The organism is Bacteroidota bacterium (genome assembly GCA_018831055.1).
GTDB lineage: Bacteria > Bacteroidota > Bacteroidia > Bacteroidales > B18-G4 > M55B132.
Window position 1 is genome coordinate 1 of record JAHJRE010000030.1, and the last position, 15904, is coordinate 15904.

General features: G+C 40.1%; 9 protein-coding genes. 7 read left to right on the forward strand and 2 right to left on the reverse strand.

The annotated features are described in order from the left end of the window. A partial coding sequence (locus tag KKA81_02075) for a PAS domain S-box protein (protein ID MBU2649697.1) occupies positions 1 to 667 on the reverse strand: 667 nt, incomplete at its 3' end. Between the two features lie 60 nt (positions 668 to 727). Between KKA81_02075 and KKA81_02080 the strand changes: the two genes are divergently transcribed. From KKA81_02080 to KKA81_02105, 6 genes are all read left to right on the forward strand, one after another. Further along, positions 728 to 1591, forward strand: a complete 864-nt coding sequence (locus KKA81_02080; protein ID MBU2649698.1) for a LytTR family transcriptional regulator — start codon at positions 728 to 730, stop codon at positions 1589 to 1591. 142 nt (positions 1592 to 1733) lie between these two features. Continuing rightward, positions 1734 to 2051 (forward strand): hypothetical protein, encoded by a 318-nt coding sequence (locus KKA81_02085; protein MBU2649699.1) that lies wholly within the window; start codon positions 1734 to 1736, stop codon positions 2049 to 2051. A gap of 66 nt (positions 2052 to 2117) precedes the next feature. Further along, positions 2118 to 3476: an aminopeptidase gene (locus tag KKA81_02090; protein ID MBU2649700.1), complete on the forward strand. Its 1359-nt coding sequence runs from the start codon at positions 2118 to 2120 to the stop codon at positions 3474 to 3476. 67 nt (positions 3477 to 3543) lie between these two features. Continuing rightward, positions 3544 to 5400, forward strand: coding sequence for a hypothetical protein (locus KKA81_02095; protein MBU2649701.1), 1857 nt, complete (start codon positions 3544 to 3546; stop codon positions 5398 to 5400). Between the two features lie 106 nt (positions 5401 to 5506). Then, entirely contained in the window at positions 5507 to 7948 is a 2442-nt protein-coding gene (locus KKA81_02100; GenBank protein ID MBU2649702.1) for a DUF5110 domain-containing protein, read from the forward strand. 142 nt (positions 7949 to 8090) lie between these two features. After that, entirely contained in the window at positions 8091 to 10322 is a 2232-nt protein-coding gene (locus KKA81_02105) for a S8 family peptidase (protein MBU2649703.1), read from the forward strand. 33 nt (positions 10323 to 10355) lie between these two features. Here the strand turns inward: KKA81_02105 and KKA81_02110 are convergent, their stop codons facing one another. Further along, a complete protein-coding gene (locus KKA81_02110; GenBank protein MBU2649704.1) occupies positions 10356 to 12323 on the reverse strand; it encodes a T9SS type A sorting domain-containing protein in 1968 nt (655 codons plus the stop codon). A 549-nt stretch (positions 12324 to 12872) separates the two neighbouring features. On the opposite strand from KKA81_02110, the gene KKA81_02115 reads away from it, so the two are divergent. After that, positions 12873 to 15899, forward strand: a complete 3027-nt coding sequence (locus KKA81_02115) for a hypothetical protein (GenBank protein MBU2649705.1) — start codon at positions 12873 to 12875, stop codon at positions 15897 to 15899. Positions 15900 to 15904 lie beyond the last annotated feature (5 nt).

A 15904-nucleotide genomic window follows, 5' to 3' on the forward strand; every position in this document is an offset into this window, starting at 1 on the left:
TCCGTCGTTCCATCTGTTTACGTTCGGTTATATTACGGGCAATGGTAAGCATAGCTTTCTTATCTTCATAATCAATAACCCTGCTATTCATCTCCAGAGAAATGATCTGGCCGTCTTTTGTCATATGTTCCGACTCATAAATAAGCTGCCCATGGTTTTTAATCTTTTCAATGTTCGGATCAACTTCTCTTTTGTATTTCGGGCTTTTTATATCGATGAAGCTCATGTCGAGCAATTCTTTTCTCGTATAGCCCAAACGGTCTATTACTTCCTGATTAACTTCCAGGAAATTCCCTTTCATATCAGCCAGAAATATCTCATCCGAACTGTTGTTGAACAAAGTTTTGAATCTTGTTTCCGACTCTAATCTGGCTTTCTCAAGTCTGTTATACGAATACAAAACCTTTCCGAGATGAATGACTCCAAAAGTCATAATAACCGTAATGCCTATACCCAGCCAGTCATTTATTAAGAGTAAAACAGGATATGAAATCCCATGCAGAAAAATATACAGATCAATTATCCTGCGTGCAGCCATAAGGGTGAATGCCAGCGCGATCAGTTTCCATGCAAGTTTTCCCTTAGCTACACGGAGCAGCCAAAGTGCTGCCACAGCGGCGATGATCTGCAAAAAAGCTGCAATGACCAATGCTGCAAATGTTACCATAAACGCTTGATTTAAGCGTAAAAATAGCTAATATTGTATTTCCTGACATTAAAAAATAATATGCATATTTTCAATTACTTAAGTCAGCCTTTTCCTGTAACCCTGAATAAATGGAAGGTCATCCTGGGGGTAAGTTTGTTCATTGCGATATTCATGCTTATTTTTCAGCCTTTTGGACTCCAGGAATACCAGCATGATCAAAAAGCACTGATCCTTGCAGGGTATGGCATCGTTACGTTTTTGGTACTTATAATGGATATGTTTTTTATCCAGATGATATTTCCTGGATTGTTTAATGAGAAAAACTGGACGGTTTTAAAACAAATTATCTGGTTAGCCTGGATTCTTTTTAGCATCGGCCTGGGGAATCTGGTTTATTCGGTCTATGTTTTCCATTTTTCTACCGGAATATTCACCTTATTCTGGGTATTTCAGCTTTTCACACTTGTTATTGGGCTTATTCCCGTCATCCTGATCACTGTGATTCAACAAAATTATCTTCTGAAAAGGAATGTGAAAAATGCACAAATGATTGAAAACAGTTTATCCTTGCATCGTACATCGTCATTTCCAATAGTCACTTTAATAGCTGAAAACGGAAAAGACGAATTTAAATCGAATCCTTCAGATATTTTGTTCCTGGAATCCATTGGAAACTATATCAGTATATTATACCTTGACAGCGAAAAACCCAAACGTTTTGTCTTGCGAAATACATTGAAAAACGCTGAGAATCAACTTGGTCAATCAACTATGATGTTTCGCTGTCACCGTGCTTATATTGTAAACCTGGAAAAAATTGAAAAAATCAAAGGAAACTCCCAGGGTTACCGTCTTATTCTAACCGGATATCCCGATGAGATCCCTGTATCCCGGAACTATATACAAAGCTTTCGGGAGAAGGTCGACAGCCTTGGGCATTGATCCCACAGGCTTGCATTTCATCCCTGACTCTTGTCGCTTATCACGAATCTTTGTTGTGTATCCCTAAAACTTGCCAGGCCTGGAATCCTGATTTATCATTGCATCAAAAAAAATTCTTTGTCAAACTTAAAATTATGATGCTATGAAAACGAATCGTTCAGTAATTATCCTTATCACAGCCGTTGCTTTAGTAATTCTGGGACTCATTCTCGTCTACCTGAAAGGAGGGATGTTTGCTGCCGGGGATTTTGCAATGGATTATTTTGCAGCCGGTAACTTCGCGGCAGGTATTTTCTCAGCCGGAATATTCTCAATAGGAGTATTTTCCATAGGTATTTTTTCAGTGGGTATTTTCGGAGTCGGAATATTTAATGTGAGCCTGCTGGGCCTTGGATTCTTCATTGTTGCATGGAGAAAAAAACACCCCAAGGTGAGAATAGATAATTCAGAAGCAGCCTGAAAGTAACCAAAGTTGAATTTTATTATCTTGCATGCGGTTTCGTCTTAAACCCGGGCCCGTTTAAACATGCAAGAAAAACTGAGAATTAATACTTACCGTTCCATCCTGCTATTCCTTTTGGCAGGATGGTTCTTTTTGGGGGTTTCACAAGCCCAGATGCAGTTTTCCGTTGAATTATGGGAAGATTCGCGTGAAGATACTTTACTGATCAGGAAATTCTCCAGCCTCAGAGATGTGGCCATGGTAGAGCCATTGCAGTTCGAAGGTAATTATCAGGGTAAATTCAAGCTCAAAATCAGACAACCCATTGATCATAAAAATCCCGATAAGGGAACTTTCCTTCAGACCATTTACATTAACCATAGTGGTTTCGATCAACCCTCGGTCTTTATTACAGAAGGTTATGATGCCAGCTATGCCGGATTTCCCGCCTATGAAAATGAACTGACCAATTACCTGGGTGCTAATCAGATTTGTGCTGAACACAGATATTTTGGTGAATCTGTCCCGGAACATGTTGACTGGCAATATCTTACCGTTGAGAATTCCGCAGCAGATCACCATCATATTCTTGATATCCTGAAACCCTTGTATAAGGGTAAATGGATTTCTACAGGAATCAGTAAAGGAGGTCAAACTGCACTTTATCACAGAACTTTATATCCGGAGGATGTTGATCTTACGGTTGCTTATGTAAATCCTTTGAATGAAGGTATAGAAGACGGCAGGCATGAACCCTTTATAAAGCAAAATGGTGAAGAGCCTGAAAGAAGCCAGGTGGAGAGATTTCAACTAACCCTTTTGCACAAGCGCGACAGTCTGTTGCCAAAATTCAACCGTCATATCGATGAAAAAGGATATACCTTCAGGATAAGCCGGGAAGAAGTTTTCGACTACTGTGTTCTTGAATACTCTTTTGCATACTGGCAATGGCATCCGGAAACCAATTCCATCCCGGATACTGGTGCTCCCATTGATGAAATTTTTGAGCATTTGGTATCATTCTCATCACCTGACTATTTTTCTGAACAAAGCCTTACGCGTTTCCAACCGTTTTTTATTCAGGCAGCCATGCAACTCGGTTATTACGGATACGATACAGAATCCTTCGACTCCTTGCTAACCATTGAAAATGCAGAAGGTTACCTTTATAAAATCTTTCTGCCCGACAGTGTTTGTTTTCCTTACGACGACTATGTAAATGAAAAAGTAAGGGAATTTCTTAAGAATAATGATCCTGAAATAATTTTTATTTATGGAGAATGGGATCCCTGGACTGCTTCATCGGTTTCACTTCCTGAAAAACAGAATGTATACAAATTCGTCAAGCCGAGAGGTAATCATGCTACCCGGATCGCAAACATGCCTGATCCTATGAAAAATGAAATCCTGATGATCATAGATCGCTGGCTTGATTCACCTTAAAGTTTTTGCAATGAGAATCCTGCTTTCACAAAAAGTGCACGTTATCAGGATTATAACCTTGATTTCGATGATTTCATTAGTTTTCATCCTGGCTAATGCATGCCGGCAAAACATTGATTCAGAGAAAACAATCGGGTATTATCCGACAGGCAAACCATATATTCGCTGGTGGTGGTTTGCCAGGATATTGGAAAAAGAGGATATCAGTAACCAGCTGGACTGGATCCGGGAACAGGGTTTCGGAGGAGTCGAGATTGCATTTGTTTATCCTGTTAACCGTGATCCATTGATGCCCAGAACACCCTGGCTTAGTGAGGAATGGACCGATATGATAACCTTTACCAAGAAATACTGCGACTCTACAGGCCTTGGTTGTGATTTCACTTTTGGCACACTATGGCCTTTCGGAGGAACATTTGTACCGGATGAAGACAGGACAAAGATTTTTGGTGATACCTCTTTTAAACAGCCATTGAGGTTATCATGGACTCATCCTGATACAGGAAATGTGATTGATCATCTCAGCAAAGAAGCCTTTATCAGATATGCTCATGTGATGGGCAATGCCATGGAGCCTGCTTTACAAGGAAGCCCTTCGGCATTGTTTTGCGATTCCTGGGAAGTGGAAACCAGGAGGATATGGACCCATGGTTTTGATTCTGCGTTCCTGCATTGTTATGGCTATGATATCAAGCCTTACATGATGGATATCCTTAAGCCTGAGTATTTTCAGGAAAGGTATGATTATATGAAACTGGTTAGCGAATACGTGATCGGGAATTTCTATATCCCTTTCACTGAAAAGGCTCACGAGCTTGGAGCATTCAGCAGGGCTCAATGTGCAGGATCCCCGGCTGACCTGATTGCAGCCTACTCCATAATTGATGTACCTGAAACAGAAGCAATGCTCTACAACCCTGATTTTTCAAGGATTGTTGCTTCCGCGGCTGCCCTTTCCGGTAAAAACGTTGTTTCTTCGGAAACATTTACCTGTATTTATGGATGGCCACGGAATCATATGTTTGAGGAAGATATCCTGGATCTGAAACTTGTTGCTGATGCTCTTTTTGCCAATGGAACCAATCAAATTATATGGCACGGATTGCCCTATAATCCCATTGAAATTGATACAATATTTTTTTATGCGACAGTTCATGCCGGGAAAAACGGGTCACTCGAAAAACATCTGAAACCCTTCAACCAATATCTCGAATTGCTTTCAAAAAATTTACGAAAGGGGAGGGTTTATTCCGATATAGCCTTATACCTTCCATTAGAAGACAACTGGATAGCGGGTGAATACGCTGATTCACTTCAAATGCCCTGGTCATGGGGAGCATATGAACTCAGGTACCTGAAAGTGCCTGAAGAGTTGAAAGGATATCAGCCGCTTTGGATCAACCGTGAATACCTTGAAAGAGCCAGGGTGGAGGATAATAAAATGATCATCGGCGAACTGGAATTTGAAGGATTATATGTCGATGTTCAATACCTTGATATTGAAACCATGACCGCCATTGCAGAACTGAAGCGCCAGGGACTACCGGTTTATTTGAAAAGAACGCCGGAAAGAGCAGGAAAATCCATTGCAGGAAAAACCACCACAGATCTTATAGTATCCATGGAAAAACCCCTGGCAGAAGAAATAATTCCATTGATTGAAGGAAAAACCATTCCTGAATTCTGGGCCAGACACAATGGTGATACCTTATGGGTGTTTTTTTCGAATCCGGAAGCATGGAATCTACAGTATCCGCTTGAATACAGGCAATCCGGCAATTCATCAACCCGGCAGTTTTCTGTTATTATAAACTGGAAGGGAAAGAGTATACCATTGGATTTACTTTTTGAACCCAACCAATCATTGCTATTTCAAATTAACGATAACAAAGTTAAATCCCTCTGCATTGGTTTCAATCCCTGAAATTCCCTTGTAAAAATTGAAAATCCTTTCCTGGCTATTTATTGGTAAATACTTTCCCCTGTCCATTTAATTGAATATTTTTACCATCATTTTCCAGGATATTACTATGCTTAAAAAGATCATCATTAAAGTACATAAAGTTGATAAATACAGAGAAATATCAATTCTTCTCCTCTCCTTCATACTGTTTTGTTCTGGGCCGACCCTATTGGCGCAGGAGGCGGCTTTAAATAAGCCCATCGGCCATTTCAGAGAGTTTTCATTCAGTTCAAGATCTCTGGAAATAGAAGGAGACAATGGACAGATTATACTTACACATTATGCTCCGGACATTATCAGGGTTCGGGTATCCGATGCAAACATCAATGACTGGAAATCGTATGCGGTCATACTGGAACCTTCCGGTGAATTCCAGTTCCGTTTCAACAGCAAGGTTTTGATCCTGACAACCGATTCTTTAAAAATAGAAATAGAGAAATATCCTTTACACATAAGGATATTTACCTATGATAACAAACTGGTGACAGAGCATTATTTTGGTTTAACCATATCATGGCTTGGAGGAGTCGTTTCACAGTATCACAGGCTTTTCCAGGATGAGATTTTTCTTGGTTTGGGTGACCAGCCGGGATCGCTAAACCGGCGAGGCCAATATTTTGAGAACAATGGAATTGTCGAAAGTCCTGAAAACGGCATTTCTGGATTTGGTTCTTTTATCCCCTTTTTTTTAGGGATTCACGATAGCCTCACTTATGGAATCTTTTTGGATCACACAGGACGAAGCAGCTTTAATTTTGGTGCCGGCACCGATGATCAATATTACAGTTTCTCCTCCTCCGATGGTACCCTGGATTATTATTTCATCTGGGGAAAATCCGTAAAAAGCATCCTAAGCAAGTTCACTGCGCTGACAGGAAAAATGGAGATGCCTCCTCTGTGGGCTTTGGGATACCATCATAGTCGTCAAGGTTATAGCAGTAACCAGCAGGTTATTCGAACTGCTGAAGAATTCAGGGAAAAAGGATTCCCCGCTGATATATACTGCCTTGACATGTTTTCTACCAGGGATTTTGAAGTGTTTACCTGGGATCCAAAAAGATTTGACCACCCATCGGTATTAACAGGTACTCTGAAAGATGCTGGATTCAGAACATCCATGCAGGTTGATGCCGGAGTAAGGATAAATCCAGGTTTTGATATCTATCAGGATGGAATAAACCATGATCATTTTATTAAGTATCCCGGAGGCTTGCCATACACGGGAAATACAAAAGCAGGCAGATGCCATTTCCCCGATCTGACTAATAGAGAAACCTATTCATGGTGGAAAGGACATTTTAAGTCATTGGCCGATGCAGGTGTCCGCAGTATCTGTTTCGATCCGAATACTAAAATAGTAAGACAAATGGGAGGTATTCCTGATATCATCGAGCTCGATGGCGATGGTACAACAACAAGTATGATGAAAGTCAGGAACCTTTATTATCTGATGATGGCCAGCTCTGCATACGAAGCAATGAAAACCCATCTTAAAAATGAAAGGTCATTGGTACTTGCCCATAATGCTTACGCAGGAATACAAAGATATGCTGCTACATGGAATGGATTCATCTTACCTGGAGAAGATATTATGCTTGAAGGCGTAAGAAGGATTTGCAGTATGGGATTAAGCGGGGTACCGCTTTGCGGTAGTGATATCGGCGGATCATCAGGGATTGTTTCTCCTTCGCTCTACTTGCGATGGTTAAATATCGCCATTTACAATCCTATCTTTATCAATACCTTCGATGCCGATGCACCTGAACAAATGCCCTGGAGTTATGGTGAAAAAACTGAAGCTATAGCGCGGAATATTTTCAATAAACGATATTCTCTTCTTCCTTATATCTATTCCTCCCTTTATGAATCTAATCAATCAGGAATACCTCTGGCAAGGAGCCTGGCCATTGAATACCCTTTTGATCTTACTATTTATGCCAAATCTTTCGAAAACCAATTTCAATTAGGAAAGAACTTACTTATTATTCCGGCATACAGTGACGAGAAAATTACCCGGGTCTACCTACCAGAAGGCAATTGGTTCTTTGCCAATAATGACCGTTATTATACAGGACCTTGTGAAATTATGGTAGCTTGTCCGGTTGACAGCATCCCGGTTTTTGTCAGAGAAGGTAGTATTATCCCAATGCAGAGCCCGGTAATTTCCTGTCTGGATTCTCCCTCTGACACTTTATCTATCCATATTTATGCAGGAAACAATCAAAACAGCTTTACTTATTATGAAGATGACGGTTATTCCTATAATTACCAGAAAGGGAATTATTATAAAAGAATCATCGATTTTAATCCGCATGAGAGGTTGTTACATTTTCACAAATCTACCGGAACCTATTCATCCAGGTTTAAAAAGCTAAAACTTGTTTTTCATGGTTTTGTAAAGACAGTATGGATGGAAATTAATTTAAGCAAACATGATGTTATAACCGAGAATAACCTGCAAATAATAATTCTGGATAATTTACAGGATGATATATATCTGAGATGGTAAGTCTGTGTATATTCCTGTTATTGTGATTATTATTAATTTATGTTATTTCTAACATATATTTTATTAATCCTTCAATTAATAAAATAAAATGATTAACACTTATTTAATCTGTAAATTTACGCTAAACCTAATATTCTGAACAATGAAACAACGTTTGCTCCTTTTTATTACCATGCTGTTTTTCCTGTCGTTCCAAACTACAGGACAGAATTCCAAGATATCATTGGAAACAAAGCGGCTATTAAAAGAATACAAGAAGCTGGAAAAATTACAGGACAAGTATGAAATCCAGTTAGAGAAGATCCTCAATGATTTTCCATTGGAAAAATCGGGAAATGATTTCATGATTGGAGTTATAATAAAGGTAAATCAGGATATCCAGGAAGAATCCCTTAAGAATCTGGATGCTCAGATCAATACGAAGGCAGGGAATATATGGACCATGAGAATTCCGGTGAAAAACATTTCTAAATTAGAAGAGATACAAGGGATTGAGTACATTCAAGCGGACAGTAAGATAAAAAAAAAGTTAGATAATGCCAGGCAGGAAACTTCGGTAAATCAGGTACATACAGGAACTGGCCTCAGTCAGGCCTACCTTGGAACCGGAGTTATAATCGGGGTTGTTGATTTTGGTTTTGATTATACACATCCAACTTTTTGGGATCTACTGGGGCAAAATCTTCGCTTAACCCGAGCCTGGAACATGACTGACAACTCAGGATCTCCCCCATCTCCGTTCAATTATGGATCAGAGATTGTCGGTGCGCAGGCATTGTTTGCCGCAATGTATTCAGCTACAGACGGATCACATGGAACCCATGTTGCCGGAATTGCCGGAGGTTCAGGATATGCAACAGAGGGATATTTTACCGGGGTAGCCCCCAACAGTGAATTGGTTTTCGTTCAGCTTGGAGGAGGTCAATCTGCGGTGATTGACGCAGTGAGTTATATTTTCTCCTACGCCCAATCTGTCGGTAAGCCAGCAGTTATCAATATGAGTCTGGGAACCCATATTGGACCGCATGATGGGACTTCTGTTCAGGATCAGGCCTTTAACGGTCTTACCGGTCCGGGAAAGATACTGGTGGGTGCAGCCGGGAATGAAGGAGGCACTCCCATGCATGCTTCTCAGGTATTTCCTATACAGGGCGGGCAAAATAACCCGGAAGTCATAGTTTATTTTGAAGAATCGCAGGCCAACACCGGAAGCGGACTTCTGGATATATGGGGTATGCCGAATACTTCTATTACGCTTGCTGTTAATGTTTTGGACTTAATCGGCAACTATATCGATTACACTGACTATTTGCAATCGGCTAATGAGCCGGAGATATCTGTCAATTTGAGCGGAGTTTTGGTAGAAGCAATGGGAGAGGCATCCAGTATTACAAACAACCGGCCTCATTTTTTGGTTTATATTGAAAACACAAACCCTAACTTTGTCACAACCATTGAATTAAAAGACGATAACGGTGTAGCCAATACCATTCATATCTGGAACCACGGACATGGGCACGGTGCTCCGTTAACCAATAATTTTCCAGGAATTGGAGTAATCAACGGGTGGATGAATGGAAATACCGATTATACGGTTGGAGAGATAGGGGGTACAGCTTCCGGTGTTATTACCGCAGGGGCTTACACGACCAAAAACAACTATATAAACCTGAACGGACAAACCCAGGTAATTCCTTTCTATACTGAATTAGGCGCCATTGCCCCTTTTTCCAGTCACGGTCCTACCCTTGATGGCAGAGTTAAGCCCGATGTGGCTTCACCCGGAAATGTGATTATTTCGTCGGTAAATTCCTATGATGCGAATTACGGACCATCGAACCCTGAAGTTGCCGTACAGTTAACCGATGGATCGCATTACTGGTATTTTGCTTCCATGCAGGGCACATCCATGGCTAGCCCTTTTACAGCAGGCGTTACCGCCCTTATGTTAGAGGCCAGACCATCTTTGACACCGCATAATGTCCGCACATTGTTTTATCAGACTTCCAGATCGGATGGTTTTACCGGAACTATTCCTTTTGGTGGATCCAACATCTGGGGAAGCGGAAAAATTCAGGCTTACAATGCTGTGGTTCTGGCTGTTAATTTCAATGGGACGGATGACATCCGTCTGGAGAATTCTTTGCTTGTTTATCCAAATCCAGCAAGGAAATATACAACTATTACGATACCCCCTTATTGGGAAGATCCGTCCTATGTCGAAATTATCGACAGTAGAGGACAGATTGTAAATAGCTTCTTCACAGAGAGTGAATTACTTCAGATAAACCTGGAAGATTGTCAACCCGGATTGTATTTGTTGAGAGCAAGTTCGGGAGGAAAAACGGTATACTCAAAAGTTATAGTTGAATAAAAAAAGGGGCTTATGCCCCTTTTTTGATAAAGATCAGAATTTTATAAATTTCCTTTGATACAATTCATTTCCATTCTGAAGAAGGATCAAATATGTTCCTGAAGGATAGGACGATGTATTCAGTTGAATTAGATTTCCTTCCAGTTGTTTGGTATAGATCACCCTACCCAGATGATCAATTATATTGATCTTGTAAAGTGAAGGTTGTGGATTGGTGAGGAAGATGTTTAGCTGCTCCATTACAGGATTCGGCCCGAATGAGAAATGCATAGGATTCTGTATTTCATCATAACCCACATTTATACTGCTTACCTTCTCCAATACCCAGTTGTCGGGATCAACCAAAATATCCTCAACCTGTTTGGCAAATGGGATTGAATAGGCTTCAACATGACCATTCTGGTATAGCAAAAGTGTAGTATCCGTGCCATCATTAAAGATCAACCTGTAGGGCATCAGCATTTTAAACAATGGGGTTATGGCTGTAGATGTAGATTGGGTAACTTCCATATTGAAATTACCGGCATCCTGGTTCCATACGATTTCGTATACCGGATATCCTTCCCCGAAATACCACTGATCGAAGAAATCTGTGAAATCCATGCCACTGATGTCTTCGAGCACTTCTTTAAAATCCACGCCGGTTGCAACACTATCTGCATATATATCCTGGAACTCCTTTAAAACATTAAAAAACACAGAATCATTCTGTAATTCAAAACGTATCATATGAACGATTGAGGCTCCTTTATCATATGAAAGGCGACCGCTGAAAATTCTCCAAATATTACCCAGTTCATCTTCAGGAACATAAACACTTCCATCGGGTTGAGAAAGTACATTTTCGTGTGTATCTTCGAGCCATATCTGTGGCCATGGCGGACCGGCAATTTTTTCATGGGCCAGATAATCGGTGTATGTCGCAAAACCCTCATTGATCCAAATATCGCTCCAGGTTGCGCATGTAACATTATCACCGAACCACATGTGGCCCAGTTCGTGAGCAACCAATCCAAAACCGAAACCACCGATAGTGGTCATGGTTTGGTGTTCCATTCCGCCACCCAATTGTGTGAGGCAATGCCCATATTTTTCTTCCCAGAACGGATACAATCCATACAAATCGGAAAACAGTTCGATAAATGATGCAGTACGATCAATCCCATCCTTATAATTAGGTAAGCAGTTTGGGTGGTCGTAAATAAAATTCTGGATAAGTATGGAATCTCCAATAAGGGATTCAGGTTTAGCATAAATATTATATTCCTGATAATCAGCAACTGCCACAGAAATCAGGTAATAGTCTATAGGATAACGGGATTTCCATTCATATCGTAGTTTGTTGCCGGGCAAAGGAGTGATTGCAGTCAGCAAACCTTGCGAACCTGCCATATTAACGTCGCTGGTTGTTATAAAAACCCAGGAGGAATCGGCCTTATCAGTTAGATCCTGTTTAGTGGGCCACCATTCCTTTGCGGCATAAGGTTCCGAGAGACTCCAGGTTACATTCTTCTGATAAGTGCTGGAATATCCGGTTGACATTCCGGAGAAGAATGAGCCCTGAGGAGGAGTACCATAATAGAATACCTGGAATGAAAAGTGTTCACCCTGGAGTAATGGTGTATCCAGGATAATGAATGTTTCATCGCCGGATCTTAGGAAAGCACGTTGAATCCCATTAACTTTCACGGAATCGACTGTCATATCAGCAATTAATTCAAAGGCCACAGTATCAATTTGACTTTCAATTACATCAGCTTCAATTGTGACATTACCTTCTACAAAAACAGAGTTATTTTCAATAGCAACATCCAGGAAATAGAAAGTAACATCATAATCAGACAATAATTCGGTGCGTATACCTTGCCACAGATTCTTATTGCCGTGGTTTAAAACTTTCGAATGGCTGCAATAAAAATGATCATGATCAGGTGCGTTAAACTGCCCTAATGCATTGTTAAGGATTAGCAGCATTAATAATACCGTCAGGTTTGTTTTCATCATAATAAAATTTTAATTCTCAATGGTATGATGGAACCCACATATGGTTGATTTTATTACTCTTGTGTTTGCGTTTTGAAGACATGTGGGTTTCATCAGTCTATTTTTTTAGAGTTTACACTAGCATAATATCCCGTATCTTTGTTAATTAATGAAAATTCACAATATAAATTGTTTGTTCAGGTAATTATCCGAAACAAATAATTTAGGTAAAGCGGGGCCGTTAAACTAAACAGGTGAACGTATGATTTGTTTAACTAAATGAAAGACAATAATAAAATATTAGAAAGCAAATTAAGGCAATTCATTAATAAGTATTACAAAAATGAAATGCTCAAGGGAGGCATTCTATTTATTGCCTTGTTTCTGATTTTTTCATTAACTCTGATTCTGGCAGAATTTTTTGTTTTTTTTGACGTAAAATTACGTTCTGCTCTATTCTTTACTTATTTGATTATCAATGTATTGGTCCTTTTTTATTATTTGATAATACCTTTACTACATCTGTTCAGGGTAGGAAGGACCCTATCAGAAGAAGAAGCTGCGCGGATGATAGGAAGGTTTTTCCCGGAGATTAATGACAGACTGCTCAATACGTTGCAATTAAGAAAAGCTATGGAAAGTGAAGCTGACAGTGAGCTTCTTGAAGCAAGTATAGAGCAGAGAACCAGGCAATTGATTCCTGTTCCTTTCATTAATGCAATTCAATTCAGAAAAAACAGAAAGTATATTAAATATGTTTTGCCTACCGTTTTAATAATCATTCTTTTTTTGTTTATTTCCCCCGGTTTGATAACAGAGCCTACATACAGGATACTTCATCACAACAGGCATTTTGAAAAGGACTTACCGTACAGGATCGAAGTGGTAAATGAAAGGCTTGAGGCTATCCAGCAGGATGATTTCACCTTAAGCGTCAGGGTAATTGGGGAGTTGATTCCGGTAGACATATATATAGAATTTGAGAACAGTGAATACAGGTTAAGCAGGAAGGACAAGAATTCATTCTACTATGAATTCAAAAATTTGCAAAAGGATGTGGAGTTTACGGTCAGCACTGAAGATTTCACATCCAGGCGATACTATCTTCGTGTATTACCAAAACCTATTATTCTGAATTTTGAGTTATCTCTTGATTATCCCTCTTATACAGGAAAAAAGGATGAGATTTTGGAAAATATTGGAGATGTAGCAGTACCTGCAGGCACTTCAGCATCCTGGAAGTTTTATACGCGGGATGCGGAAGGTGTAATTTTTAAGCTTTTGGATTTCCGCGATACGTTAAAGCAGGCGGGATCAAATGTTTTCAGTTTTACACGAAGGCTAATTCACCCGGAAGCTTATAGTATCGGAGTTTTTAACCGTTTTCTGGCCAGTTCAGATAGTCTTTCCTATTTTATTCAAACCATTCCTGATTTGTATCCCGTTATTTTTATTGAGGAATACAGAGATACAGCAATCAGCAATGCTCTTTATTTTAAGGGATTAATAAAGGATGATTATGGTTTCAACAAACTGGATTTTATATATCAGGTATTAGGCACCGAATCGGGGGTTAAGCAAGAAATTCCCATTGAACCCCAGGTAGCGCAGCACACATTTTATCATCAGTTGAATCTGGGTATAATGGGTTTGCAACCGGGGCAGGAGATTGAGTACTATTTTGAAGTTTGGGACAATGACGGTATTTCCGGCAGCAAAATGACCAGGTCGGAACGTATGTATTATAAAGTTCCAACGGTAGAAGAGATTGAGCAAATGACTGAGGAAGCCGGCAAGGCCATCATGAATGAAATGGAGCAAGCCGTTAATGATGCTTTGGAGTTGAAGAACCAGATTGATAAGATGCGTGAAAAGATGGTTAATGAGGAAACGGTATCGTGGGATAACCGTCAGCAATTAGAAGAGTTGATCCAGCAGCATCTTGATTTACAGAAGAGGATAGATAATATCAGGCAGGAAAACATTGATAAAAATATCAGGGAGCAGCATTTCAAGGAGATTAATGAAGAAATCAAAGAGAAGCAGGAGCAGTTAGAGAATTTACTTAACGAGATTTTAACAGATGAAATGAAGGCTTTACTTGAAGAGATCAAGCAGATGCTGAAAAATATTGATAAGGAAAAGGTAAATGAATTGCTTGAAAAGATGGAAAACAGTGCCGAGCAAATATCTGAGGAGTTGGATAGAAGCCTGGAGTGGATCAAGCAGCTTGAATTTGATAAGAAGCTTACGGAAACCATAGAAAAATTGAATCGTTTGGCCAGTGAGCAGGAGGAATTATCGAACAAGAGTGAGAGCAAGCAAGAAGATATCGATCAAATAGAACAGGCCCAGGAAGAGTTAAATAAAGCGTTTGAAGAAATCCGCAAGGATTTGGATGAGGTTCATGAAAAGAACCAGGCTCTTGAGCAACCCAATCCAATGATCAACACGGATACCTCGGAGGAAGCTATAAACCAGGAAATGAAAAACAGCAGTGAGCTTTTGGAGAAAAACCAGAGAAAAAAAGCATCTCAATCACAAAAGAACGCATCGCAACAAATGCAGGAATTATCCGATCTTCTTTTCAACATGCAGCAAATGATGAGCCAGGAATCGTTAGGAGAGGATATTGAGGCATTGCGTCAGATATTGGATAATCTGGTTCAGCTTTCCTTTGACCAGGAAGAGATTATGAATGATGTAACGCAGGTTAATATTACTGATCCTGAGTTTCCTCAATTGATACAAAGGCAGCATCAACTTGGGAATGATCTTGACATGGTCAAGGATTCACTATACGCTCTAAGTAAAAGGCAGATGGCGATTCAACCTTTTGTAACAAGAGAGATTGAAACCATCAACCGGAGTTCGGAGGAGGCAATATCTTTCCTGAGTGATCGTCGCAAGCCTCAGGCTGCTTCCAAGCAGCAATACGTCATGACATCGGTCAACAATCTCGCATTGTTATTGTCAGAAGCGATGGAGGAAATGCAGCAAAACATGTCAATGGCCAGTTCAAGTTGTCAGAATAGCGGAAAGCCGAAGCCTGGACAGGGCAAGCCCAATGCCAAAACCATGAGTGAATTACAGCAGCAGTTAAATCAAAGTCTTGAGCAGCTTAAAAAGGGGCAAGGACAGAAGGACCAGTCCATGGGTCAACAATCGATGAGTGAGCAATTGGCCAGGTTAGCAGCACAACAGGAAGCCTTACGAAGGCAACTGCAGCAGTTGATGGATCAGAAAAAAGGGGAAACCGGTTCAGGTGATGCTGATTTAAGCCGGATCATGGAAGAAATGGAAAGGACGGAGATGGAGCTTGTCAATAAAATGATTACAGATGAAACGTTAAAAAGGCAAAAGGAAATCCTGACGCGTTTGCTTCAACATGAGAAAGCTGAAAAAGAAAGAGAGAAGGAAGAGAGAAGGGAATCCACGGAAGCAAAAAATCCAAAAATCAGTAACCCTGATTCACTTTTCGAGTATAAGTACAAACAGTCAAAGGAGGCGGAATTACTAAAAACAATCCCGCCAAAATTAAAACCTTATTATAAATTGAAAGTAACCCAATATTTTTATAAATTTATAGACTGAAGTTT

Bases quoted from the DNA above. Each gene is read 5' to 3' on its own strand.
- KKA81_02080 (MBU2649698.1), top strand. From the start codon at position 728: ATGCATATTTTCAATTACTTAAGTCAGCCTTTTCCTGTAACCCTGAAT.
- KKA81_02085 (MBU2649699.1), top strand. From the start codon at position 1,734: ATGAAAACGAATCGTTCAGTAATTATCCTTATCACAGCCGTTGCTTTA.
- KKA81_02090 (MBU2649700.1), top strand. From the start codon at position 2,118: ATGCAAGAAAAACTGAGAATTAATACTTACCGTTCCATCCTGCTATTC.
- KKA81_02095 (MBU2649701.1), top strand. From the start codon at position 3,544: ATGATTTCATTAGTTTTCATCCTGGCTAATGCATGCCGGCAAAACATT.
- KKA81_02100 (MBU2649702.1), top strand. From the start codon at position 5,507: ATGCTTAAAAAGATCATCATTAAAGTACATAAAGTTGATAAATACAGA.
- KKA81_02105 (MBU2649703.1), top strand. From the start codon at position 8,091: ATGAAACAACGTTTGCTCCTTTTTATTACCATGCTGTTTTTCCTGTCG.
- KKA81_02110 (MBU2649704.1), bottom strand. From the start codon at position 12,323: ATGAAAACAAACCTGACGGTATTATTAATGCTGCTAATCCTTAACAAT.
- KKA81_02115 (MBU2649705.1), top strand. From the start codon at position 12,873: ATGATAGGAAGGTTTTTCCCGGAGATTAATGACAGACTGCTCAATACG.